The organism is Bacillus sp. AK25, assembly GCF_048270685.1.
Classification (GTDB): domain Bacteria; phylum Bacillota; class Bacilli; order Bacillales; family Bacillaceae; genus Bacillus; species Bacillus altitudinis.
In genome coordinates this window covers 1208316-1230694 of the sequence record NZ_JBLUWC010000001.1, presented here as the reverse complement: position 1 = coordinate 1230694, position 22379 = coordinate 1208316, and the positions used below count along the sequence as shown (strand labels likewise).

Here is a 22379-nt window from a genome sequence, read left to right as displayed (position 1 = left end):
GAAATACAAAAATGAAAGGAAAAAGAGAGCCTTGTGCGATAAGACTCTCTTTTTGGATTGGTTATTCTCTTATTTGTCCTTGCCCACGAATGACAAATTTTTCAGAGGTTAGGGCTGGCAGACCCATTGGTCCTCTAGCATGCAATTTTTGTGTGCTAATGCCGATTTCCGCTCCGTAGCCAAATTCAAAGCCATCTGTAAACCGGGTAGATGCATTATGATACACAGCGGCAGCATCGACGGCTGTTAAGAAAAGTGCCGCATGCTGGTCGTTTTCCGTAATGATCGCTTCAGAATGCTTAGAGCTATACATTTGAATATGCTGTATCGCCTCTTCCATGGTCTTGACGGTTTTAATACTGACAATCGGCGCTAAAAATTCCGTTTCAAAATCAGTGGCCTTAGCTAATGTGGCACTCGGTGCAAGTGCACATACTGCTTCATCGCCCCGTATCTCTACACCATGTGTCTGAAGTGCTTCAAAGAGCGAAGCGCCATGTTCTTTTGCCCATGTTTCATGAATGACAATGCTCTCAATGGCATTACAAACAGATGGTCTTTGTGTTTTCGCATTCAGAACAATTTGTTCAGCCATTTCTTTTTGGGCTGTTTCATCAATGTAAATATGACAATTCCCTGCACCCGTCTCAAGTACTGGAACAGTAGACTCTCTCACAACAAGATCAATTAAATGTTTCCCGCCGCGTGGAATAAGGACATCTAGATAGTCATTTAAAGTGAACAGGGTTTTAGCCGTCTCACGGCCTGTATCTTCAATCAATTGTACACTGTCTACTGGAATATCCGTTGGTTGCAGCGCTTCGTGAATGACTTTCACAATCGCTTTATTACTATGAATGGCCGATGAACTTCCTCGAAGAATCACAGCATTTCCAGTTTTCAAGCAAAGAGTGGCCGCATCGACTGTCACGTTTGGTCTTGCTTCGTAAATCATCCCAACCGTTCCAAGAGGCACACGTACTTTTTCAATGAAAAGCCCGTTTTCTTTTTGAATGGTTTCTAATGTTTCACCAATTGGGTCTTTGAGCTGAATGAGTTGATGCGTAGCGTCTGCAATCGCTTCAATTCTCTCTTCAGTTAATGTAATTCTGTCGATCACAGATGGCGTGAACTCTTTGTCTATAGCCGCCTGAACATCTTTTTGGTTCTCGGCAATTAAATACGCCGATGATGCTTTTAATGCTTTTGCAATAGCGTCTAATGCAGCATTCTTTTGTTCAGTTGTTTTTAATAGCAGCTGATCTTTGGCTGCGCTTGCCTTTTTTGCTTTTTCTAGAACTTCATTCATCGTTTTCCCTCCTCAGTTTTGTACATGCTGAACCCAGTGATCTCGGTGAATGACTTCAGGTTTTTCATAAGAAAGCTCATGACTTCGCATCCCTTTAATGCCAAGAAGCTCATCTGAATCATACAATGTTTGTCCTTTACCGACTAACCCGTTTGGACCAACAACTTCGACGACCTCTCCTTTAGAGAATTCACCAGCTACATCAATGACACCAGCTGGAAGAAGACTCCTTCCATTATGCAAAATCGCCGCCTCTGCCCCCGCATCAATCATGATCTTCCCAGAGACTGGTGAGTGGAATTGAATCCATTGGCGACGGTTATTGACTGATGATAAATCTTGTTCACCAATATATGTGCCGTCCCCTTGACCAGCGAGAATGTGAAGAAGCTTGTCTTCCCCTGTACCTGTGCCAATGAAGACTTTAACGCCAAGGGAGAGAGCTGTTTGTGCAGCTGAAAGCTTAGATTTCATCCCGCCTGTTCCAACCTTTGAACCCGTACTCTTCGCATATGAGAACAATTCATCTGAAATGTGAGTCAGCACATCAAACCGCTTCGCATCAGGATTCTCACTTGGATTGGCATCATAAATTCCGTTGATATCTGTTAAAATGATCAATTGGTCTGCATGAATTAAGCCACTGACCAGTGCTGATAACATGTCATTATCACCAAAGGTAAGCTCCTCGATGGACACAGAATCATTTTCATTAATGATCGGTAAAATTTTTCTTTCGAGCAGTTCCATCATCGTTGCGTAAGCATTTCGATATCTTGTACGATCTGAAAAGTCATTACGTGTTAAAAGCATTTGTGCAGGCGTCATCTGAAACTGTGAAAATAGTTCTGTATATTTCTGCATTAACAAGCCTTGACCAACAGCAGCAGCAGCCTGCTTCCCTTTTAAGGTCACAGGTCTTGTCGGATATCCTAAACTGCCAAATCCCGCCGCAACGGCACCTGACGAAATGAGAATGATTTCATGTCCTGCCTCTTTTAGCTTTGCAATGGCTTTGACATGATCCTGCATTTTTTGTTCATCAATGGCTCCCTTTTGCTCTGTTAATGAACTGCTACCAATTTTTATGACGATCCTCTGCTTTTTCATCATTGATTCCCTCCGCTATACCTTTCACCACATAAAAAATCCCTTTTTCTCCTTATGTAAAGGACGAAAAAGGGATTTTCCGTGGTACCACCTTCATTGAATAAGCATACGTTTGCTTATTCCACTCAACTCCTGTAACGCCAGGCATGCGCTTAGATTTTTCCTCTAAGGCTCAAAGGGTAGGTTCAGCAGCTGTCTGCGGCAAATGTTTCAGCGTGTCATTTGCTCTCTTTACACAGCAGGTCCTGCTTACTATTCCTTCTCAACGCTCGTTAATTTTTTTATATTATCACCAATTGCTTCAGAAAAGTCAAGCGGTCAATTAAACACAATCGTTTTATTCTCATGGACAATGATTCGATCTTCTAGATGCCATTTGACAGCACGGGCAAGCACGCTGCGCTCAATCGTGCGACCAATATTTTTTAATGCCTCTGCATCATCTCTATGATCTACCCGCTCAATATCCTGTTCAATGATTGGCCCTTCGTCTAAATCATTTGTCACATAATGAGAAGTCGCACCAATCAGTTTAACCCCTCGCTCATATGCACGCTTGTAAGGGTTAGCCCCTATAAAAGCCGGCAAGAAGGAATGATGAATATTAATGATTTTGTTCGGGTGCTGTTCGATAAAGGCTGGCGTTAAAATTTGCATGTATCTCGCAAGCACAACCGCATCAATATCATATTCTTCTAATAATGCAAGCTGTTGTTTTTCTGCATCTTGACGAATGTCTTTATTTGCTTTCACGAAGTGGAATGGAATGCCGAGTGCTTCGACTGTATCTTTTGCCGTTTCATGATTGCTGATGACAACCGCTATTTCAGCCATTAAATTACCGCTTTGCCATTCCCATAAAAGTTCATGTAAACAATGAAGCTCTTTGGATACAAAGATCGCCAGCTTTTTCAGATCACTTGCACGCGACATGCTCCACGTCATATGAAATGATTGCGCAATTGGCTCAAAACTGCTTTTCAATTGATCTAAGTTGGCCGAAATGTCTTTCCAATCAAATTCAATTCTTAAAAAGAACCGGCCGCTCTCATGATCTGTTGTGTATTGACTAGATTCAATGATGTTTGCTCCATGTTCAAATAAAAAAGTAGAAACAGCTGACACAATACCAGGCTGATCCGGGCAACTGACTAAAAGCCTGCCTTTTTGTTCATGCTTTTGTCTGTGTAATTCAAGTTTCTCTGTAATCAATGTTCTCATGTCTTATGACCTCATTTACATTTTTCATTCTAATGAAATATTATACTGGACTGGAAAGAGAAAAAGCAATTAAGCGTCGTGTTTTTTATTGAATATTCATTCAATTCTGCACCTGGCGTGATATAATATGAATAGACCTTTTATCACAAAAGGAGTGATGGAGATGAAAAACATGACTTTGTTTGGTAAAGTGAGCTTTTGGCTCGGCATCGTATGTCTCATCACGGGCATTTATCTATTTATGACCGGAGAAAGACTCATTCCTTTACTTACATTTGGTGTGTGTTTTCTGCTTGTGAGTCAACTTTACCGCAAAAATGAAAACGATTCCAATCATCATTCGATGTAGCAAAAAGGCTGGCATATGATTGCCAGCCTTTTCTTATTCAATGATTTTCAACCCGACCGCTGCTGATAAAATCAGTGCGATAAATAAAATACGTTTTGCGTCTTTCGACTCACCATAAAACAGCATCCCAACAATCGCTCCTCCAGCTGCTCCGATTCCTGTCCAAATCGCATACGCCGTTCCCATCGGAATTGTATTCATCGCAAGAGACAGCATCAGAAAGGAAAGCGAAAATCCAGCTGCTATGAAGAAAATCCATTTGACATGGCGATCTTTCTGGAATTGATTCATCATGGTGACACAAAGCATTTCTAAGATGCCTGCCCCAATGAGTAAAAGCCAGCTCACGATTCAGCCTCCCCTTTCTTTTCACCTGTGGTCAATTTGAGTCCTAATACACCGCTTAAAAGGACCATGATCAAAAGTAATTTTACTAGCTGTACCGGCTCACCCATGACCATCCCTACTATGACCGTACCGGCTGTTCCAAGTCCGGTGAAAACGGCGTAAAGTGTGCCAACTGGAAGTACCGTCGTGGCTTTCAGAAGTAGATAAAAGCTGACGACAATACAAACGATGGTTGCGCTCCATTCCAATATAGAGTCAGCATATTTCAACCCCATTACCCAGCCGACTTCAAATACGGCTGCAATCAAAACATTTCCCCATTTCATTCGATCTCTTCCTTTCTTACCGATTCCAAGCAATAAAAAAAGCCCGGAAATCGATCATTTGATCAAATCTCCCGGGCTTTTATCCCTCCGTGTCCATACAGTCTATTGTCTAGACCCTATGTGTTTTCTCTCGGTCCAGACTGCGCTACCGCACGGAACCCTAGAAAACCAATTCATGATAAGCAGATCTAGCGTAAAGCCGATTCTGTATGAAAAAGTGTATCACACCCTGATATGCCGGTCTACCACTTTGCTTTTTCCCCTTCAAATATACTTGTTCATTTTTCGAAAGAAAGTGAATGAAAGCGAAGTATACTAAATGTTAGAAAGAGGAACGACCACATCACTGATATAATAAAACAAGAGGTGGATCAAATGATGATGACCGACGAACAAAAACACGAATTTTATCAAGCACTTGTTGATAAGAATCCGCAATATGATGGCACGTTTTTTGCTGGTATTAAAACAACCGGCATCTTCTGTCATGCCACATGTACTGCTAGAAAACCAAAATATGAAAACTGCGAGTTTTTCTTTACAGCAGAGGAGGCGCTGCTTGCAGGGTATCGGCCGTGTAAGCGATGCACGCCTTTAACATATCCTAACAGCATTCCAGAAGAAGTCAAAACACTTGTATCAGCAGTTGAAGAGAGTCCTGAGAAACGATGGAAAGAAGAAGACTTTCGCCAATTAGGGATTCACTCTGCAACAGCTCGGAGAAAATTTAAAGAAATCTATGGAATGACCTTTGTTCAATATGCTAGATCACGCCGAATGGGGTTAGCGTTTAAAGAGATTCTGAACGGAAAAAAAGTCATAGATCAGCAAGTCACCTTCGGTTACGAGTCTTCCAGTGCCTTCAATGATGCCTTTACGAAAATCATGGGAAATCCACCCAAAAAGGCGCAAGTCAATATTTTACATGCGAATTTTATTTCTACCCCGATTGGGCGGATGATTAGCATTTCAGATGCAACCCATGTGTATTTGCTTGAATTTATGGACAGGCGAGGATTAGAAAGAGAAATTGAGAACATCAGAAAAAAACATCATGCCCGTATTTTAGTTGGAGAAACAAACGTTCATCAGCAATTAGCAAAGGAATTGGCCTTATATTTTGAAAAGAAACTCACGCAGTTTACTGTGCCACTTGCTATACATGGCACCCCTTTTCAAAAAAGGGTATGGGATCTTCTCTTACAGATTCCGCCAGGCGAAACGAGATCGTATCGAGATCTTGCCATCATGCTTGGCGATCCCCATTTGGTTCGGGCAGTTGGAAATGCAAATGGTGCCAATCAGTTGGCCATCATCATTCCTTGTCACCGAGTCATTCAAACAAGCGGTGAACTTGGCGGATATGGCGGGGGAATCGAACGAAAGAAATATTTACTTCAGTTAGAACAAAAGAAAAAGCGGCTCTCCTTATGATTCAAGCGAGCCGCTTTTTCCGTCACGAGTAACACTGTAAACATCAATCATTTGATCCCATTTTGAAATGGTTTTTTCTTTTTTCATCCCCATTTTCATTGCGACCTTGACTGACGCTTCATTGTCAGGGCGAATTAAGCTGACCATTCGCCTCACCTTCATTTCGTCAAAACCATACGCAAGACAGCCTTTTGCAGCCTCAACAGCATATCCTTTTCCCCATGCCGATCTCTTTAGCATATAGCCAATTTCAAGCTCTGTTTGTCCTTCGACGTTTTGGAGAACAATTCCGCTTTGTCCAAGTGGTTCTTTCGTTTCTTTTTCTTCAATGATCCACAGGGATGTATGGTACGTGCGGTCATTCTTTTGATTCCAAGCAATCCACTCTTTTGTCTGCTTTTCATCCTTTAGTGAAGGATAATACTTCATGACCTCTTCATCTTGGAATAGCTTTTCATATAAAAAAGATGCATCGTGTTCATCCATTGTTCTCAGTCTGAGACGCTCTGTTTCGAGCACGATCCGTGTTTGATATGCCATTTTTTATCCTCCTTGCTTACTTGCTAAAAATATCCCCGAACAACCCATTTGAATCTGGGGCAAAGTAATGGAATCCCGCACCCGTTAAACTAGCAGTTAATGCGGTCCACATGATTAAACTGACCGTCATCCACACAGTGACTTGTTTTCTTTTCGTACCGAAGCTCATACACATAAAAGCCGCTAAATGACTGCCAATGATAAAAGGACCGATAAGTGCCAAACCAGGGAGACCATACCGTTCCCAAACCTTTCTGGCTTTCAGCTGTTTTTTCTCTCCTTTTTCATCATGTTTCTCCTCTTTCCTCTTCAGCCACCACGCTTTAAATCGGTCCACGAAGACGATGAGTAGCAAGACGGTAAGAAAGTTGCCGACGAATCCAATAACTGCCGTTGTCACAGGATGCAGACCACTTAAAATCCCCAGCGGAACGACACCAACCACTTCAAAGAAAGGTAAAGCAGCCAATATAAAAACGAGTACATACCCCCATACAATATCCAATCACAGAACCCCTTTTCATTTTTGTCCTCTTCTCATTGTAAAGAAAAATGTGATCCCATATCTACATTTTTTTAGAAAAAGAAAAGCACATCGCAAGAGATGTGCTCCAGATTGTTGACAAAGGGCTAAAATGAACTTTATTTTAGCCCTTTGTCTTCTTTTCAGCGTGATAGAAAACCTTTGCAGCCCTAGGAAGGACGAGTACTGGCGCGGAGCGAATTTGACATTCGTGAGCACCAGCACGCAGGACTGACAAAGAATGCGAGGGTTTGTCTACACGCTGAAGCACATCGCAAGAGATGTGCTCTATTTACATTAAATGTTCATTTTTCTTGTTTGTTTTCCGTAAAAAAGCGATTGTGAGCAAGGCTAAAATCACAATGGATACCAGACTTGTGAAAAGAAGCATGAGAGGTGATGTCCATCCAAGCCATTCGAATAGGAGTTGCGGTCCAAAGAAGATCAGCGGAATGAGCGACATCATATTCGCCTTTAATATGGCATTCAATAAGATAATACACAGCAGCAACAGAAGAATGACGCCCCATCTTTGGCTCGAGGTCAGCACAAGTAAAGGAGTACCAAGTTTTTGGTCCAATAATTTCACTGTGATCAAGGCTGTCATCTGAAAAACACCTAATATCCAAAAGTAAAAGAATGCCCTCCTGCTTGTTTGAAAGGCAGAAGCTCTAAACATCACAATGGTCATGATCACATTGGCCACTATGATGAGCGGATAACCAATGAGTGCATACCAAGAATACGATAAACTTTGACTGATGGCATCTGCTAACATCATGTAAAAAAGTGATCCAATTAAAAAAGCACTGACAAACGGAACCCAGTCTTTATGATTTCTAGAGAGCTCTTTTGCTAGCTCGTCAGCAAAGCCCCGTGGATCTCCTCCAAACACATCTTCCCCTGTTTTCCCATCTTTCTCAGCTTCGACAGCGTGTGTCGTTAATTCATCCATCACCTCGTCGATCTCGTCCTGATTTTTCCCTTTTGATATGAGATAGAGTTGTAGCTCTAATAAGATGTGTCTCGTTTCTTTTGTTACCATCTTCTCACTTCCCTTTATGTAATAATCGCTCTACATTCTCAGACAGCTCATTCCATCGCATAGTAAAATCCGTCAGCGCTTCTTCGCCTCTTTGTGTGAGCGTATAGTATTTCCTTTTCGGCCCACTCGTTGATGCTTTTGTGGACGTATGAACCAGTTGTTCTTTTTGCATGCGCAGCAAGATCGGATAAATACTACCTTCACTAATTTGATCAAACCCATAGTGCGCAAGCTTCTTTGTCATTTCATATCCATAAATTTCACCTTCAGAAATAATCGACAGTAGGCATCCCTCTAAAATTCCTTTTAGCATTTGTGTTGATTGTGTCATCATCGATCCTCCGCTTTCAGTATCTTGCATGACAAGATAGTATGATCTTACCACACACTATCTTGCTATGCAAGATACTGACCTAGAAAAAAAATCACCACATAAAGGGTGATTTTTACGCCCAAGGCTTATCCGTCCCAAGTGCGTCAGCCAAAGCTTTACTATGCTTTCGGCGGCTTTTTCTTTCCTCTGCCCGCTGCTTCGCTGTTTGATGAAGCATGATTTCTTCCTCTGTTTCCGGCATGACTTGTGGGACTCGTTTTGGCTTCCCGTTTTCATCCAGCGAGACAAATGTAAGAAATGAAGTTGCTGCGAGTCTGCGTTCTCCAGACATCAAGTTTTCCTTAATGACTTTGACGAATACTTCCATAGAAGATGTACCGACCCATGTCACATAAGATTCTAAGCAGACGGACTCTTTCTGTCCAATCGGCTCTAAAAAATCAACTGAATCCATTGATGCGGTGACTGTTTCACTACGGCTGTGTCTTGCTGCCGAAATGGAAGCAATGTCATCTATATAACTCATTAATTTCCCGCCAAATAACGTTTGGTGGTTATTCGTATCGAGGGGGAATACCCTGCTGGTTTTCACAACTTTTGATTCCTTGCAGTATTTGAAATTTTCTTCACTCATCGTCATAGCTCCTTCTTGCTGTTTTCGTTGATGCGGAACGACTTTTATTAAACACTATTCTATTAGGTTTGTCTAAACTTTTTGCTTTAGTCTCTCATGAGAGATTTTCTTTCGGAAATGTTTCAACATTTACTAGAAGGAGGAATAATATAACTATCGATAAACAAGGAGGCCCTTTGATGGATTCTATGAAATCAGAGAAAGTGTATAAAACGCCGCAATGTATGAGTGAATATGATGATTTACAAGAAGTCCTCTTATGCAGTCCAATTTATATGGAAATTAAACAGATCATCAATGAAACCCAAAAGCATTTTGCAAGAGAAAATATTTCTCAAATCAAAGCCCTCACGCAGCATAAGCAATTCATCCAAACGCTGAAAAACCATCATGTCCGGCCTGTCCTTCTTCCTGCAAATGAACGTTTCCCTGAACAAGTCTTCACTCGGGATATTGGATTTACAATTGGACAGACTTTATTTGTTTCAAACATGGCAGCCCCTGTCAGACAAGGAGAAGAACATTCCTTAAAAGAATGGGCACAGACAAAAGGATGGACAACCATCACGCTGGATGATGGAACGATTGAAGGCGGCGATGTGCTTGTAGACCAAACCCGTGTATTTGTGGGGGTCAGCAAAAGAACAAATCTAGCCGCCGTCCAGCAGCTCAAAAAAGAATTGCCGAATCACGACATCATTCCTATTCATCTTCCTTCTCACATTTTGCATCTTGATTGTGTGATGAATATTCTTTCTCATCATGAGATCTTAATTTACCCTGAAGCTTTTACGGAAAAGGATCTTCATATGCTCAAAAAGCATTATGATCTCATTGAAATAAGTGAGCAAGAGCAGTTCACACTTGGACCAAATGTGTTGTCCATTGGTCAGAAAAAAGTCATCAGCTTACCAATCAACCAAGAAACAAATGCTGCATTAACAGCACGCGGCTACACCGTCATTGAAGTGGATTTTTCAGAAATCATTAAATCAGGCGGCTCTTTTAGATGCTGTACATTACCTATTAGGCGTTCATAAAAACCAAAAAGCCAGCTTGTTTTACTCGCTGGCTTTTTAAACGCTTGTCTACTTCCCTTTATCTATTTCCTATCATATAAATGACAGGCCACTTCATGCCCATCTTCGACTGCTTGTAATACTGGCTTTTTGTCCGCACATACATCCATTGCAGCAGGACATCTTGTCCGGAATACGCAGCCGCTTGGCGGATTCACTGGACTTGGAATTTCTCCCTTTAAAATAAACCGCTTGCGTTTATCTTCCACATCAGGATCTGGAATCGGGATAGCAGACAGCAGTGCTTGTGTATATGGATGAAGCGGTGTTTTATATAAAGCATCACTGCTCGTCATCTCCACGAGATGTCCTAAGTACATGACACCGATTCGATCGCTAATATATTTAACCATTGATAAATCATGGGCAATAAATAAAAACGTCAATCCTTCTTCTTTTTGCAGTTTTTTCAGCAAATTCACGACCTGAGCTTGAACGGATACATCTAGTGCAGAAATCGGCTCATCTGCCACAATAAACTTTGGCGATAAGGCGAGTGCTCTAGCAATCCCTATTCTTTGCCTTTGTCCTCCGCTGAATTCGTGAGGATAGCGTGTAGCAAAATCATGACTTAGCCCCACCGCTTCAAGCAGTTCCTTCACACGCTCGAGTCTTTTCTTTTGACTGCCATACAATTGATGAATCTCCATCGGTTCTAGCATAATATCTTTTACAGAGAGCCTAGGGTTTAAAGAAGAATACGGATCTTGAAACACCATTTGAATTTGTCTATTGAAATCAAATGATTCTCGGTTCGATAAGTGATGGAGACTTTTCCCTTCATACAAAGCTTCACCTTCTGTCGGGTCATAAAGCCGCATGAGTACTTTTCCAAGTGTAGATTTACCGCAACCTGACTCACCAACAAGACCAAAGGTTTCGCCTTGTTTCAGCTGAAAGGTGACACCATCTAATGCTTTTAGCGTTCTTCCTTTCGATAGATGAAAATGCTTTTTTAAGTTGTTGACTTGCAGAAGTGGATCACTTCCCATCACATCTCCCCCTCTCAGCTTTCAAATACCGCCTTGTTCCTGCCCATTCCTGTTCATATGACGTACCAGAAAGAGTAAGAAGTTCAATCTGTCTGCCCGTTTTAGGCGAGTGAAGCATCATGCCATCTCCAGCATACATCCCTACGTGACGAACTGCTCCCTTCCCATTGTCATTGGCAAAAAACATGAGATCACCTGGCGCCAAATGATTTGATGCGACTGGAGTTCCTTGAACTGCTTGGTCACTTGCGTCTCTCGGTAATAAACATCCACACGCTTTGTACATGCTGTAAACAAAACCCGAACAGTCGTAGCCATAGCTGCTCATGCCGCCCCACAAATACGACAGTCCAATAAATTGTTTTCCTATGGCTAAGGCATCCTTACCGCTCATAGAAGAAGGTGATGAAGCGCGGCGCACATCTTCTTTTTTGATTTCTCTTCTTCCTACTGGAGTTAGAACATCAAAGAAATCGCTCATTTCTTCAACAGGTGCTAGTTCTGTTAAAAAACTAACCTCCATATCCGGTGTTCCGTTTTGATATAAAACCGCTTTTTTCTGACAAACAATCAAGGGACTAGCAGGTGGTTCACTCTCTGATACTTCACTTAATTGCTTTACAGGGATATAACCTGGGTAGCCTTGCGGGTGTTTCCGGCTTGCCTGCTGCGGGATGACAACTTTCATCCAGCCATCTGTTTCCTCCAGCCCAATGACTCGTTCGCCAAGCAGTACTTGGGTTTGAATAAGGTTTTCTTCACATAAGGCCAATTTCTGTTCATATGTTTGCTCATCAATCCATTCTTTGATCTGGACGGAGCTTTGAAGAACGTGTCGATCCATTTCTCTCGGCGACTGCGGTGCTGTCCATATATTTGCGACTGGAACCTTTGATTCATATAACATCATAAGACCCCTTTCACTCTTTGAATGCCTAACCCATGATGCGGCGGAAAGAGAATATCTTTTCCTTGATAGATAATTCCTCCGTCTATTAAGTCCTCTTTGAGCATAAGCGGCGCATCAAAATCATAACGGGTAATATTCGGCTGGCTTGCAGCAAGATGAGCGGCTGCGGTAATCCCTAGTTTTGATTCGATCATACTGCCAACCATGCACTTGACGCCGTATGCTTCTGCTAAACTATTGATTTTCAGCGCTTTTTTGATACCGCCTGTTTTCATTAATTTTAAGTTGATGAGATCACAGCTTCTCGTTTCTAACACCTTGATGGCATCATGGAAGCTAAAAATACTTTCATCTGCCATAATCAATGTGTCTGTTGCTTCCGTCACCCGGCGCAGACCCTCGATGTCTTCTTTAGGCACTGGCTGCTCGACTAGTTCAATATCGAGTGCCTCCATTTTTCGAATGGCCACAACCGCTTCCTTCCATGTCCAGCCTTGATTGGCGTCAAGCCTGATTTGAATATCCGGCCCTACTTTTTCTCGAATCCGTTTGATCCGCTGAATATCCGTATCTATATCATCTTTTCCCACTTTGATCTTTAAGGTACGAAAGCCTTCAGCTGCATATTGCTTCGCATCCTCTGCCATTTCTAGCGGACGGTTGACACTGACCGTATAATCCGTTTCCAGCTGATCACGATAACCACCAAGATATTGATAAAGCGGCTGGCCAGCCTGCTTCGCTAAACCATCATAAATCGCCATATCTATTGCAGCCTTTGCACTCGTGTTTCCTACAAGTACACGGTCGATCGCTGAAAAGATTTGTTCATATTGTGACAATGAGGCCCCAATCAAGATCGGCCTCATCACAGCGCAAATAGCATAGTCGATGCTTTCCAGTGTTTCACCTGTAATGACCGATGTCGGCACTGCCTCTCCATAGCTGACATCACCTTGATCATAGGTGATGATCACAATAAGAGATGCGGCGTCATACACCGTTCTTAATGCTGTTTTGAAAGGCTTCTTTAGCGGTACATTCGTTCTGCATGTGCGAACATCTACGATTTTCATTTGATCGCCTCTTTCGCTGCAACACCTGGGGAAATATGAAGTTTTTTCCCTGTAGCATCTAATGTAGCGTGCACGCCGATTGGAACGGCGAAGTTTGGAGATGAATGACCGATCCGAAAACCACCAAGTGCAGGTTTCTGTTGCGGGACAATATACGTCTCCCATAGCTGATCGAGCGTTAAGGACTGCTCTTTCTTTTTCGGCTCACATTGATGAAAATCACCAATGATAAATCCAGCCGCATCACGTAATTTTCCTGCAGATGCTAAGTGCTGCATCATTCGATCGATTTTATATGGTTCTTCATCAATATCTTCTATCAATAAAAGCTTCCCCTTTGTATCAATTTCAAAAGGTGTACCAAGTGTCGTGACAATAAGGGCAAGATTTCCTCCGGTGATTTCGCCTGAAGCCGTGCCATGATAAAAAGTATGAAGAGGTGACAGGTGGTTCGTATACGAAAAGGCTTTCGGAGTGAATAGCTGTAAAAAGGTATCTTTTGTATACGGATGAACCTCCTCAAGTCCCACATCAGAGGAGAGCATTGGACCATGAAAGGTCACAAGACCCGTCTGCTGCTGAATCGCTGTATGTAAAAACGTAATATCACTGTATCCCCAAAAAATTTTGGGGTTCCGGCGAATGAGGTCATAATCAATGGCTTCTGCAATTCTTCCTGTTCCGTATCCTCCGCAAGCACAAATCACTGCCTTCACGTCTGGATCTTGAAACATGTGATGAATATCTTCCACTCGTTCATGATCATGACCTGCTAAATAACCATACTGGGAGTCGATATACTTCCCCTTTTTCACCTTTAGCCCTAAGCTTTCTAAAAAAGAAATACCTCTTGCTAATTTCAGCTCATCAGGCGGGCTTGCTGGTGCAATGATTCCCACTGTATCTCCTGTTTGAAGTGCCACTGGCAGATGGTTCATGCCAATCCCCTCTTTCTCTTCGTTTCTTTCAATCTATGGGCATCTTCTTCATAACATGAACGAATAAAGGAACAGACGCTTTTTTCAAAGCGTCCCAGATTGTTGACAAAGGGTTAAAATGAACTTTATTTTAACCCTTTGTCTTCTTTTTCAGCGTGATAGAAAACCTTTGCAGCCCTAGGAAGGACGAGCATCGGCGCGGAGCGAATTTGACATTCGTGAGCACCGAAGCGCAGGACTGACACCGAATGCGAGGGTTTGTCTACACGCTGAGACGCTTTTTTCAAAGCGTCCCGTTCTCTCATTCTTTTCATTTACTCTCCATCTACCTGTGCCCATTTCAAATCAATGTAACCAACAGGATGGCGGACAATGCCCTTTACGCCTTCTTTTTGTAAATAGACTTGGTTATAAAAATGAATGGGAATGATCGGTGCTTCTTCCATCAGAAGTGCCTCGGCATCATGCAGCATACGATTTCTCTTTTGTTCATCTGCTTCTTGACTCGCCTTTTTGATCAGCTGATCATACGTATCATTTGACCAACCTGTCCGGTTCATCGCATTTCCTGTTTGGAAGCTCTCTAAGAAATTGATTGGGTCTGCATAGTCAGCTAGAAATGAACTTTGCGAGAATTGGAATTTGAGTGCCTTTTGATCTTCTGCAAACACATTTGCTTCCATGTTTGCAAGCTTCACATCTACCCCTAGCGCTTCTTTTAATTGCTGCTGAATGGCTTCTGCTTTTTTCTTATTTTCAGGCTTTGTACTATATGTTAATGTGACGGACGGCAGCTTTGAATAGTTCTCTTCTTTCAACCCTTTTTCTAATAGTTTTACAGCTTCACTCGTATCATGTTTGACAAGGTCGCCACCAGCTTCTCTGAAATCTTCACCCTTTGAATCTAAAATTCCTGGTGAAACGAAGGCACGTGCTGGCTTCTCTTCATTTTTCGTCACATACTCTACAATATCCTGAGGATTGATCGCCATTTGAAAGGCTTTGCGAATGTTCTTATTTTGAAAAGGCTCCATGTTGACATTTAGGCGATAAAAAAACAGCCCTGCTTGATCTTCAATTTGCACATCTTTGCTTTTTAACAGGTCTTCACTTTGTTCTGCCGGAACGAAGGCCGTATCTAAATCTCCTGATTGATACATTTGGTAATCTGTGTTTCGATCACTGATCATGAGCCATTTCACTTGGTCTAGCTTGACCGTTTGTTTGTCCCAATACGTGTCACTTTTTTCCATTGTAAAGCTTTCATCATGCTTCCACTCTGTCAGCTTAAACGGTCCATTACCGACAAAGGTTTTCGCATCCTTGGCCCAGTTCGGGTCCTTCTCCGCTACCTTCTCATTCACCGGGAAAAAGGCAGGGTTTGCGGTCATATTTAAGAAAGATTTCTGCGGGTATGCTAGCTTGACCTCTAGAGTTTGATCATTAACAGCCTTGACTTTTACATCTTCTTTCTTCCCTTTTCCGCTGTTAAACGCTTCGCCCCCTTCAATCATATAAGCTAAGAATGCCGCAGAAGAGCCCGTCTTTGGATCTAGCAGCCGCTTCCACGCATATTCAAAGTCACTTGCTTTGACTGGATCACCATTTGACCACTTTATCCCGTCCCTTAAATGGAACGTGTACGTTTTTCCGTCCTTTGAGATGTCCCATTTTTCCGCCATGGCAGCAGATGGTTCGTGCTTTTCATTCAGTCTTGTTAATCCTTCCATTAAGTTATTGAGCCCTTGCCAGGACACATTATTAAAACCAATGGGCGGATCAAATGATGTCGGTTCGTTTTCGTTATTTAATGTTAAAACTTTCTCTTCGCCCTTGCTTGAAGATCCTTTGCCTGCTTGCTCATTGGCTGTACATCCTGCAAGCAGCATCACTGTGATAATGCACATACTGAGAATCCAACCTGTTTTTCTCATGAAAAACTCCCCCTTTGTGTTGAAGATAAAACCGTTTGCTTCGCTCGTTCATCTTGAAGCCAGCAATGTACTGCATGTGTAGGTGAACGCTGCGTTTCATGCGGCATGATATGATCACACACTTTCATCGCAGACGGGCATCGATCGGTATATGGACATCCTTTTGGCGGGGCAAATAAATCAGGCGGGCTTCCTTCAATAGGAATGAGTTCATCTTTCATATCCAGCCTTGGAACGGATTGCAGCAGCCCTTTTGTATAGGGATGCTGCGGACTGTAAAAGATATCTCGCCTTGTCCCAACTTCAACGATTTTCCCCCCGTACATGACAGCCACTCGATCAGCGACTTGTGCTACGACCCCTAGGTCATGTGTGATTAAAATAATCGTCACGCCTGTTTTTTTCTGAATCTCTTTAAATAGTTCTAAAATCTGCGCCTGTATGGTGACATCTAGTGCAGTTGTCGGTTCATCTGCAATCAGCACCTTCGGCTCACAAATAAGAGCCATTGCAATCATGAGCCGTTGTCTCATGCCGCCGCTGAATTGATGCGGATATTGCTTCAGCCTCTCTTTCGGCTGCGGTATCCCCACCAAATCAAGCATACGAAGCGCCTCTTCTTTCACTTCTTTTTTTGTCAGCTTCTGATGCACTTTTGCAGCCTCCATCAGCTGATCTCCAATTGTCAGTGTCGGGTTGAGTGCCGTCATAGGATCTTGAAAAATCATGGAGATATCGACACCACGTATGCTTCGCATGTCTTTTTCAGATAATGACAGCAAGTTGCGATCGCGAAACCAAATTTCCCCTTGATCGACTTGTGCGCTATATGCAGGGAGAAGCCGCATGATACATTGAGACGTCACACTTTTTCCGCAGCCTGATTCTCCTACAATGGCGAGGGTTTCTTTTTCATACACATCCACATTCACCCCGCGTACCGCTTGAACAGAACCGCCATATGTCCGAAAGCTAACATGCAGATCGATAATCCGAAGCATTTTTTTCATCACGCCATCACCTCTTCATCTTCGGATCAAGCGCATCTTGCAGGCCATCACCTAAATTATTAAAGCAAAACATCGTCAGCGAAATAAAAAATGCCGGAAAGAATAAACGCCACCAGTGACCATTATCTGACAGCACTGTCGGCAAGGCGTCATTGGCCATCACACCCCAGCTTGCAAACGGGGCTTGAATCCCTAAACCAAGAAAACTTAAGAATGCTTCAGCAAATATCGCTGTCGGTACAGTTAGCGTCATCTGGACAATAATCGGTCCCATCGTATTCGGCAGTAAATTTCTGCGGATAATGCGCAAGCTTTTTGCGCCAAAGGTTTTCGAGGCAAGGACATATTCTTGGCTTTTCAGCTGAAGGACTTGACCTCTCACGATTCTTGCCATCCCGATCCACCCTGTGACAGTGAGCGCCACAATAATAGTGACAAGCCCAGGCCCCATCAGGACCATCAATAAAATGACGACGAGTAAATACGGCAGACCGTAAAGCACCTCGACGATCCGCATCATGACATGGTCATACTTCCCGCCTTTATAGCCTGCAATACCGCCATAGATGACACCGATTGCAAAATCAATGAGAGCGGCCATCACGCCCACAAATAATGAAATGCGTGCGCCGTACCAAGTACGTGTAAACACATCACGTCCAAGTTCATCTGTTCCAAACCAGTGAGCAGCTGACGGCGGCAAGTTTTGCATAGAAAGCCGCTGTTCTGTCACACTATTCGGCGCAAGAAGTGGGCCTAATACAGCCATGACGAAAAGAAAAATCAGCACCGATAAACTAAACATAGCGAGTTTATTTTGTTTTAACCGTCGCCAAGTATCTGCCCAATACGAAAGTGAGGGTCTTTTAATGGCATGGACTTCAGATGTCTTTTGTTCTTTAGGCGCAAACCATTCATCTGGCACTTCATGCGCTTGATTCATTTGATCATGCTGAAGGTGTATACTCATGCCTTTCCTCCTTTCTGATGCAGCTGGATCCTTGGATCAAGCAGACGATACGTCACATCTACAATGAAAAGAAGGGTAATTAAGATGATGCTGTAAAAAACAGTGGTTCCCATGATGACAGGATAGTCACGGTTATTAATACTCTCGACAAAGTATTTTCCCATTCCAGGGATCGCAAATATTTTTTCAATGACAAAACTGCCTGTTAAAATACTTGCGACAAGTGTGCCGAGGATCGTGACGACAGGTAAAAGCGCATTCCGCAGGGCATGTTTAAACACAATTTTATAAGGGGAAAGTCCTTTCGCTTTTGCAGTTCGAATATAGTCCTGCGACAGCACTTCAATCATGCTCGATCTCGTTAACCGGGCAATGATCGCCATTGGACCTACCGCCAGTGCAATGGTAGGAAGCACCATATGCATTGGACTTGTCCACATCGCTGTAGGAAAGAGTTTTACATTCACAGCAAGCTGCTGAATTAATAAGGTAGCAAAGATAAAGTTTGGTATGGATATACCGAAAACAGCAATCGTCATGGCGATATAATCAATCAAGCCATTATGCCGGAGGGCAGCCATGATTCCGAGCAAGATGCCGGAGATGACAGCAATCAAAATAGAGATAAGACCAAGTTCTAATGAGACTGGAAAACCTCTCGCCAATAAATCATTGACACTTTCAGAAGGCTTTTTAATGGAAGGACCAAAATCAAAAGTAACGATGGATTTTAAATAGATCATATATTGAACATAGAGTGGTTCGTCTAAGTGATAGTAGCTTTCGAGGTTTCGCTGGACAGTTTCGTTTGTATTTCGTTCTTCATTGAAGGGCGATCCTGGGATGACCTTCATTAAAATAAACGTTAACGTCGTAATCGTTAAAATCGTGGCAATCATCGCAATCAAACGCTTGAGCAAAAAGCTGGCCATCTGCTGTCTCCCCCTCGCTTAACAAAATGTTGTACGTGCGGCAAGCTCTGTCATGACAAGCATCGCTTGGTAGGCTGCTAATATATTCTCCGCTTGGTACGTCACCGTTGTTGTCCCTTCAATGATGGCCGTACCCGGCATTAAATTCGCCCATTCAGCTTGTCCATAATTGGCAAACTCGATTTTCAGCACTGGCTGCTCAGGAGGCGTGAGCGGCTTCATTTGATGAATTTGTTTCATGGCAGCTTCCACTTGCTGAGAGATGAGGGTGCTCACTTTCGCTGGTGTTAAGCATTTCACAGCAGATCTTGAAATGGTTTCTTTCACCGCCACTGTTTTCACGCCAGGCATTAGCTTTTCTGCTTCAAGTGCCGCTTGATCGTCTCCGCATACAAGAATGACCGGAACACCATAATAGCCTGCGACATACGCATTAAAGCCCATTTCACCAACTGGATGATCATCTATGTAAAAATGTCTGACACCAAAAATCATACTGTGAGACATCACACCTTTCATTGATGCCCTCGCATGGTAGCCTAAAAAAACAGCGGCATCATACGTTTGATCTAATCCTTGAACCATTGAATAAGGCTTTACATCACCTGATATGAGAGATGCTTCCTCATGCAATTCTTCAATCAACAGATTATTCATTTTAGAATGGCTATCATTCACTAAAATATCGGTCGCCCCATGTGTAAGAAGAGCTTCTACACAGGCGTTCACTTCACCTGTCATGATTTTTCTCCCGCGCTCATAATTGTGCTGGCGGCTATCAACAAATGTATGATCAGCTAGACCAGTAATTCCCTCCATATCGACTGATAAATAGAGCTTCATCCCCATCCCCCTTTAATTAAACTTAAAATTTGTGTATATTTTTCTAAATTTTCTAAAAAATTATATGAGAACTTGATTGATTTTTCAATACAATGTCTGAAAATAAGGAAATTAGACTCAGGTAATACAGGTCAAAAGAATTGATGATAAAGGATTTATTTTACAGAAAAAACACCACTAGCTATGTCTTTAGTGGTGTTTGTCTGCTTCATCAATTTGCGATTTTAGCTGCGCATATTTTTTCATCGTTTGTGTAAACAAGTCATCGAACATTTGCGGTGCCTGCTGCTGGATGACTGCAGCGCCTTCTCCTGTAATCCCGCCTTTTGTTGCGACCCTGTTCACCGTTTCAGCAAATGTCAGTCCGTGTTCAACAAGAACTTGTCCTGTACCGAGCAGCGCATATGTTAAAAATTCATAGGCTTCTTCTAAAGAAAGCTCACTATTCCGAACAGCTGCTCTCGCCATTTCTTCAAAGATTGCTGCAATAAAGCCCGGAGAAGAGCTTGTCAAATTACTCGCCGCATCAAACCGGTCCTCTTCCACTTCCCTGACGATACTAAAAGCTGAAAGCAGGTGGTGGAGCCGTTCTTGCGCCTCCTGCCCAGCGGTTTCACCATGCGCCACAAGGGATACACCCGTCCCTACGGCTGATGTCAAAGTGGGAATGTATCTAGAAACCGGCTGATTCGTATGTTGCATTAATTTGTCTAACGTGACAGCCGCTGCCACTGATACGATATGAAGAGATGTCTTTGCGGGGCTCAGCTGATCTATGACATCAAGTACAGCAAGCGGTGGTACACAAACAAACACGACATCACATGATGCAGAGATGTCATCTAAAGAGCAAATGTTGACATGCTGGTTCTTCTCTTTCAGCTGTTGCAGCCGCTCCGTTTCACTTCTTGTATGGATCATAAACTGACTGGCATGAAGTACTCCTTTGTCCAGCCATTTTTGCACCATCATATCTGCCATGCTTCCATATCCAATGATTCCAATAGTCTCCACAGTTTAATCTCCTCTATTTTGCTTAGATTCACTACTTATTTTAACAATTTCCCACAATGTTTTCATTTTTATCCCACACTTTTTTCTTACGATAAAGTCAGTATCCACCACATACGGTCAAACATCTTGAACACATACATGTAAAAATCGATGAAAGAGAGTGATCTTAATGACACAACACAAAGATGAAAAACACACTTCTTATGAATTACAAACGATTGAACAGCCGAAAAAAACACAGAAGAAGCCAAGTGGCTGGCTGAAGCCATTTGTCAGCGGGATTGTGGGCGGTACGTTAGCGTTAGGTGTTTACGTTCTAACTCCATATGCTCAGCATTCAGAAAATCATTCAACTGATTCGTCAACGAAAACAGCCGCTGTATCGACAAATGATACAAGTACAAATTCGTCAAAAACAACAGCGTCACAAACATCCAATTCGACCAGCAGTATTTCCAGTATGGTCGAAAACGTATCACCAGCCATCGTCGGCATTACAAACTATCAAACACAAAGTCAAACAACCACAGATTTTGGTGATATGAACTCACCTTTTGATGGATCACAGCAAAATCAAAACAGCAGCAGTCAAGAGCAAGAAAGCGGTACCGGATCAGGGGTTATTTTCAAAAAATCGGGCAGTAAAGCCTATGTATTAACAAACAACCATGTGATTGAAGGAGCAAATAAATTAACAGTCTCCTTGCATAATGGCAAGACGGTGGAAGGAAAAGTGGTCGGTTCTGACCCGCTGACTGATCTTGCTGTCGTCGAAATTAGCAGCAACGGCGTTACAAAAGTCGCTGAACTTGGAGACTCCTCATCCCTTCGTGCAGGAGAAACCGTCATTGCAATCGGAAATCCGCTTGGTGAAGATTTATCAAGAACAGTGACACAAGGAATTGTCAGCGGTGTCGATCGAACAGTGTCTATGGATACATCAGCTGGCGAAAGCAGTATTAATGTCATTCAAACAGATGCCGCCATTAACCCCGGCAACAGCGGCGGGCCGCTTTTAACAACAGACGGAAAGGTTGTGGGGATCACCAGTATGAAAATTTCTGAAACAGGTGTGGAAGGTATCGGGTTTGCGCTCCCAATCAATGATGTCAAACCAATTGCAGAGCAGCTTCTCACAAAAGGAAAAATCGAACGACCTTATATCGGTATCAGCATGCTGGATCTCGAACAAGTACCAGATGCTTATCAGAAGGAAACGCTTGGACTGACAAGCAGTCAGCTGGATAAAGGCGTGTACGTAAAAGAAATCGCTGCTGGCTCACCTGCTGCCAAAGCTGGATTAAAGACAGAGGATGTCATCACCGCCATCAATGGTAAAAAAGTGACAACCGGCAGTGAATTACGTCACGAGCTTTACACGAATGCAAAAGTAGGAGATACCGTCAGCATCACACTCGTTCGTAATGGAACAGAAGAAACAAAACAAGTGACATTAACACAATCTGAATCAAAGCAAGTCAGCTCTTAACGAAAAAAGCAGCTCAATT

At 42.8% G+C, this 22379-nt stretch carries 24 protein-coding genes, 1 riboswitch and 1 other annotated feature; of the genes, 4 read left to right on the top strand and 20 right to left on the bottom strand.

Annotated elements, in window-relative coordinates; genetic code table 11:
* Nucleotides 1-61: 61 nt before the first annotated feature.
* From ACNO7B_RS06345 to purU, 3 genes are all read right to left on the bottom strand, one after another.
* Entirely contained in the window at nucleotides 62-1309 is a 1248-nt protein-coding gene (locus tag ACNO7B_RS06345; protein WP_048002072.1) for a glutamate-5-semialdehyde dehydrogenase, read from the bottom strand.
* A gap of 12 nt (nucleotides 1310-1321) precedes the next feature.
* On the bottom strand, nucleotides 1322-2419 hold the full coding sequence (gene proB / locus ACNO7B_RS06340; protein ID WP_417901315.1) for a glutamate 5-kinase: 1098 nt from the start codon (nucleotides 2417-2419) through the stop codon (nucleotides 1322-1324).
* Nucleotides 2420-2475: 56 nt separating this feature from the next.
* Nucleotides 2476-2694 (bottom strand) — a binding site (T-box leader).
* Between the two features lie 43 nt (nucleotides 2695-2737).
* Nucleotides 2738-3640: a formyltetrahydrofolate deformylase gene (purU, locus tag ACNO7B_RS06335; RefSeq protein ID WP_007498809.1), complete on the bottom strand. Its 903-nt coding sequence runs from the start codon at nucleotides 3638-3640 to the stop codon at nucleotides 2738-2740.
* Between the two features lie 163 nt (nucleotides 3641-3803).
* Between purU and ACNO7B_RS06330 the strand changes: the two genes are divergently transcribed.
* Nucleotides 3804-3989, top strand: a complete 186-nt coding sequence (locus tag ACNO7B_RS06330) for a hypothetical protein (RefSeq protein WP_017359125.1) — start codon at nucleotides 3804-3806, stop codon at nucleotides 3987-3989.
* A gap of 33 nt (nucleotides 3990-4022) precedes the next feature.
* Here the strand turns inward: ACNO7B_RS06330 and ACNO7B_RS06325 are convergent, their stop codons facing one another.
* Nucleotides 4023-4337: a DMT family transporter gene (locus ACNO7B_RS06325; protein ID WP_017359126.1), complete on the bottom strand. Its 315-nt coding sequence runs from the start codon at nucleotides 4335-4337 to the stop codon at nucleotides 4023-4025.
* Nucleotides 4334-4663: a DMT family transporter gene (locus tag ACNO7B_RS06320; protein ID WP_017367095.1), complete on the bottom strand. Its 330-nt coding sequence runs from the start codon at nucleotides 4661-4663 to the stop codon at nucleotides 4334-4336. The genes ACNO7B_RS06325 and ACNO7B_RS06320 overlap by 4 nt, the downstream gene beginning before the upstream one ends.
* 66 nt (nucleotides 4664-4729) lie before the next feature.
* Nucleotides 4730-4838, bottom strand: a riboswitch (guanidine-I (ykkC/yxkD leader).
* A 200-nt stretch (nucleotides 4839-5038) separates the two neighbouring features.
* On the opposite strand from ACNO7B_RS06320, the gene ACNO7B_RS06315 reads away from it, so the two are divergent.
* The gene (locus ACNO7B_RS06315) at nucleotides 5039-6097 is read left to right on the top strand and encodes a bifunctional transcriptional activator/DNA repair enzyme AdaA (protein ID WP_098680928.1); all 1059 of its coding nucleotides are present in this window, start codon (nucleotides 5039-5041) and stop codon (nucleotides 6095-6097) included.
* Here ACNO7B_RS06315 and ACNO7B_RS06310 read toward each other — a convergent pair.
* The 5 genes from ACNO7B_RS06310 to ACNO7B_RS06290 form a co-directional block, all read right to left on the bottom strand.
* Nucleotides 6092-6637: a GNAT family N-acetyltransferase gene (locus tag ACNO7B_RS06310; RefSeq protein ID WP_410684738.1), complete on the bottom strand. Its 546-nt coding sequence runs from the start codon at nucleotides 6635-6637 to the stop codon at nucleotides 6092-6094. The two genes, ACNO7B_RS06315 and ACNO7B_RS06310, sit on opposite strands and share 6 nt — an antisense overlap.
* 16 nt (nucleotides 6638-6653) lie before the next feature.
* On the bottom strand, nucleotides 6654-7142 hold the full coding sequence (locus ACNO7B_RS06305; protein ID WP_410684739.1) for a small multi-drug export protein: 489 nt from the start codon (nucleotides 7140-7142) through the stop codon (nucleotides 6654-6656).
* Between the two features lie 310 nt (nucleotides 7143-7452).
* On the bottom strand, nucleotides 7453-8205 hold the full coding sequence (locus tag ACNO7B_RS06300; protein ID WP_411237962.1) for an HAAS domain-containing protein: 753 nt from the start codon (nucleotides 8203-8205) through the stop codon (nucleotides 7453-7455).
* Nucleotides 8206-8209: 4 nt separating this feature from the next.
* Entirely contained in the window at nucleotides 8210-8536 is a 327-nt protein-coding gene (locus ACNO7B_RS06295; RefSeq protein ID WP_417901314.1) for a PadR family transcriptional regulator, read from the bottom strand.
* A 115-nt stretch (nucleotides 8537-8651) separates the two neighbouring features.
* On the bottom strand, nucleotides 8652-9173 hold the full coding sequence (locus tag ACNO7B_RS06290; RefSeq protein ID WP_008346212.1) for an acyl-CoA thioesterase: 522 nt from the start codon (nucleotides 9171-9173) through the stop codon (nucleotides 8652-8654).
* Nucleotides 9174-9352: 179 nt separating this feature from the next.
* On the opposite strand from ACNO7B_RS06290, the gene ACNO7B_RS06285 reads away from it, so the two are divergent.
* Nucleotides 9353-10213 carry a dimethylarginine dimethylaminohydrolase family protein gene (locus tag ACNO7B_RS06285; protein ID WP_417901313.1) on the top strand — a complete coding sequence of 287 codons (861 nt, stop codon included), beginning with the start codon at nucleotides 9353-9355 and terminating at the stop codon, nucleotides 10211-10213.
* A 62-nt stretch (nucleotides 10214-10275) separates the two neighbouring features.
* Here the strand turns inward: ACNO7B_RS06285 and ACNO7B_RS06280 are convergent, their stop codons facing one another.
* From ACNO7B_RS06280 to proG, 10 genes are all read right to left on the bottom strand, one after another.
* Complete coding sequence (locus ACNO7B_RS06280) at nucleotides 10276-11244, bottom strand: ABC transporter ATP-binding protein (RefSeq protein WP_039963374.1); 969 nt, start codon at nucleotides 11242-11244, stop codon at nucleotides 10276-10278.
* The gene (locus tag ACNO7B_RS06275; protein WP_417901312.1) at nucleotides 11234-12151 is read right to left on the bottom strand and encodes an NlpC/P60 family protein; all 918 of its coding nucleotides are present in this window, start codon (nucleotides 12149-12151) and stop codon (nucleotides 11234-11236) included. Before ACNO7B_RS06275 ends, ACNO7B_RS06280 begins: the two co-directional genes overlap by 11 nt.
* Nucleotides 12151-13230 carry a dipeptide epimerase gene (locus tag ACNO7B_RS06270; protein ID WP_417901311.1) on the bottom strand — a complete coding sequence of 360 codons (1080 nt, stop codon included), beginning with the start codon at nucleotides 13228-13230 and terminating at the stop codon, nucleotides 12151-12153. Before ACNO7B_RS06270 ends, ACNO7B_RS06275 begins: the two co-directional genes overlap by 1 nt.
* Entirely contained in the window at nucleotides 13227-14168 is a 942-nt protein-coding gene (locus ACNO7B_RS06265) for a S66 peptidase family protein (protein ID WP_417901310.1), read from the bottom strand. Before ACNO7B_RS06265 ends, ACNO7B_RS06270 begins: the two co-directional genes overlap by 4 nt.
* A 314-nt stretch (nucleotides 14169-14482) precedes the next feature.
* Entirely contained in the window at nucleotides 14483-16102 is a 1620-nt protein-coding gene (locus ACNO7B_RS06260; RefSeq protein WP_417901309.1) for a peptide ABC transporter substrate-binding protein, read from the bottom strand.
* On the bottom strand, nucleotides 16099-17112 hold the full coding sequence (locus ACNO7B_RS06255) for an ABC transporter ATP-binding protein (RefSeq protein WP_025207216.1): 1014 nt from the start codon (nucleotides 17110-17112) through the stop codon (nucleotides 16099-16101). The genes ACNO7B_RS06260 and ACNO7B_RS06255 overlap by 4 nt, the downstream gene beginning before the upstream one ends.
* Nucleotides 17113-17119: 7 nt before the next feature.
* Nucleotides 17120-18082: an ABC transporter permease gene (locus ACNO7B_RS06250; RefSeq protein WP_008346230.1), complete on the bottom strand. Its 963-nt coding sequence runs from the start codon at nucleotides 18080-18082 to the stop codon at nucleotides 17120-17122.
* Entirely contained in the window at nucleotides 18079-19014 is a 936-nt protein-coding gene (locus ACNO7B_RS06245; RefSeq protein ID WP_008346233.1) for an ABC transporter permease, read from the bottom strand. The genes ACNO7B_RS06250 and ACNO7B_RS06245 overlap by 4 nt, the downstream gene beginning before the upstream one ends.
* Nucleotides 19015-19032: 18 nt before the next feature.
* Nucleotides 19033-19857, bottom strand: a complete 825-nt coding sequence (locus tag ACNO7B_RS06240) for a M55 family metallopeptidase (protein ID WP_417901308.1) — start codon at nucleotides 19855-19857, stop codon at nucleotides 19033-19035.
* A gap of 189 nt (nucleotides 19858-20046) precedes the next feature.
* Nucleotides 20047-20871 carry a pyrroline-5-carboxylate reductase ProG gene (proG, locus tag ACNO7B_RS06235; protein WP_338335412.1) on the bottom strand — a complete coding sequence of 275 codons (825 nt, stop codon included), beginning with the start codon at nucleotides 20869-20871 and terminating at the stop codon, nucleotides 20047-20049.
* A 169-nt stretch (nucleotides 20872-21040) separates the two neighbouring features.
* Between proG and ACNO7B_RS06230 the strand changes: the two genes are divergently transcribed.
* Nucleotides 21041-22360, top strand: coding sequence for a S1C family serine protease (locus tag ACNO7B_RS06230; RefSeq protein WP_407968854.1), 1320 nt, complete (start codon nucleotides 21041-21043; stop codon nucleotides 22358-22360).
* Nucleotides 22361-22379: the final 19 nt, after the last annotated feature.

What these genes read in the sequence shown, in the direction of transcription:
- ACNO7B_RS06345 (WP_048002072.1), bottom strand. Translation starts at nt 1,309, where the DNA reads ATGAATGAAGTTCTAGAAAAAGCAAAAAAGGCAAGCGCAGCCAAAGAT.
- proB (WP_417901315.1), bottom strand. Translation starts at nt 2,419, where the DNA reads ATGAAAAAGCAGAGGATCGTCATAAAAATTGGTAGCAGTTCATTAACA.
- purU (WP_007498809.1), bottom strand. Translation starts at nt 3,640, where the DNA reads ATGAGAACATTGATTACAGAGAAACTTGAATTACACAGACAAAAGCAT.
- ACNO7B_RS06330 (WP_017359125.1), top strand. Translation starts at nt 3,804, where the DNA reads ATGAAAAACATGACTTTGTTTGGTAAAGTGAGCTTTTGGCTCGGCATC.
- ACNO7B_RS06320 (WP_017367095.1), bottom strand. Translation starts at nt 4,663, where the DNA reads ATGAAATGGGGAAATGTTTTGATTGCAGCCGTATTTGAAGTCGGCTGG.
- ACNO7B_RS06315 (WP_098680928.1), top strand. Translation starts at nt 5,039, where the DNA reads ATGATGATGACCGACGAACAAAAACACGAATTTTATCAAGCACTTGTT.
- ACNO7B_RS06310 (WP_410684738.1), bottom strand. Translation starts at nt 6,637, where the DNA reads ATGGCATATCAAACACGGATCGTGCTCGAAACAGAGCGTCTCAGACTG.
- ACNO7B_RS06300 (WP_411237962.1), bottom strand. Translation starts at nt 8,205, where the DNA reads ATGGTAACAAAAGAAACGAGACACATCTTATTAGAGCTACAACTCTAT.
- ACNO7B_RS06295 (WP_417901314.1), bottom strand. Translation starts at nt 8,536, where the DNA reads ATGACACAATCAACACAAATGCTAAAAGGAATTTTAGAGGGATGCCTA.
- ACNO7B_RS06290 (WP_008346212.1), bottom strand. Translation starts at nt 9,173, where the DNA reads ATGAGTGAAGAAAATTTCAAATACTGCAAGGAATCAAAAGTTGTGAAA.
- ACNO7B_RS06285 (WP_417901313.1), top strand. Translation starts at nt 9,353, where the DNA reads ATGGATTCTATGAAATCAGAGAAAGTGTATAAAACGCCGCAATGTATG.
- ACNO7B_RS06280 (WP_039963374.1), bottom strand. Translation starts at nt 11,244, where the DNA reads ATGGGAAGTGATCCACTTCTGCAAGTCAACAACTTAAAAAAGCATTTT.
- ACNO7B_RS06275 (WP_417901312.1), bottom strand. Translation starts at nt 12,151, where the DNA reads ATGTTATATGAATCAAAGGTTCCAGTCGCAAATATATGGACAGCACCG.
- ACNO7B_RS06270 (WP_417901311.1), bottom strand. Translation starts at nt 13,230, where the DNA reads ATGAAAATCGTAGATGTTCGCACATGCAGAACGAATGTACCGCTAAAG.
- ACNO7B_RS06265 (WP_417901310.1), bottom strand. Translation starts at nt 14,168, where the DNA reads ATGAACCATCTGCCAGTGGCACTTCAAACAGGAGATACAGTGGGAATC.
- ACNO7B_RS06260 (WP_417901309.1), bottom strand. Translation starts at nt 16,102, where the DNA reads ATGAGAAAAACAGGTTGGATTCTCAGTATGTGCATTATCACAGTGATG.
- ACNO7B_RS06255 (WP_025207216.1), bottom strand. Translation starts at nt 17,112, where the DNA reads ATGAAAAAAATGCTTCGGATTATCGATCTGCATGTTAGCTTTCGGACA.
- ACNO7B_RS06250 (WP_008346230.1), bottom strand. Translation starts at nt 18,082, where the DNA reads ATGAGTATACACCTTCAGCATGATCAAATGAATCAAGCGCATGAAGTG.
- ACNO7B_RS06245 (WP_008346233.1), bottom strand. Translation starts at nt 19,014, where the DNA reads ATGGCCAGCTTTTTGCTCAAGCGTTTGATTGCGATGATTGCCACGATT.
- ACNO7B_RS06240 (WP_417901308.1), bottom strand. Translation starts at nt 19,857, where the DNA reads ATGAAGCTCTATTTATCAGTCGATATGGAGGGAATTACTGGTCTAGCT.
- ACNO7B_RS06230 (WP_407968854.1), top strand. Translation starts at nt 21,041, where the DNA reads ATGACACAACACAAAGATGAAAAACACACTTCTTATGAATTACAAACG.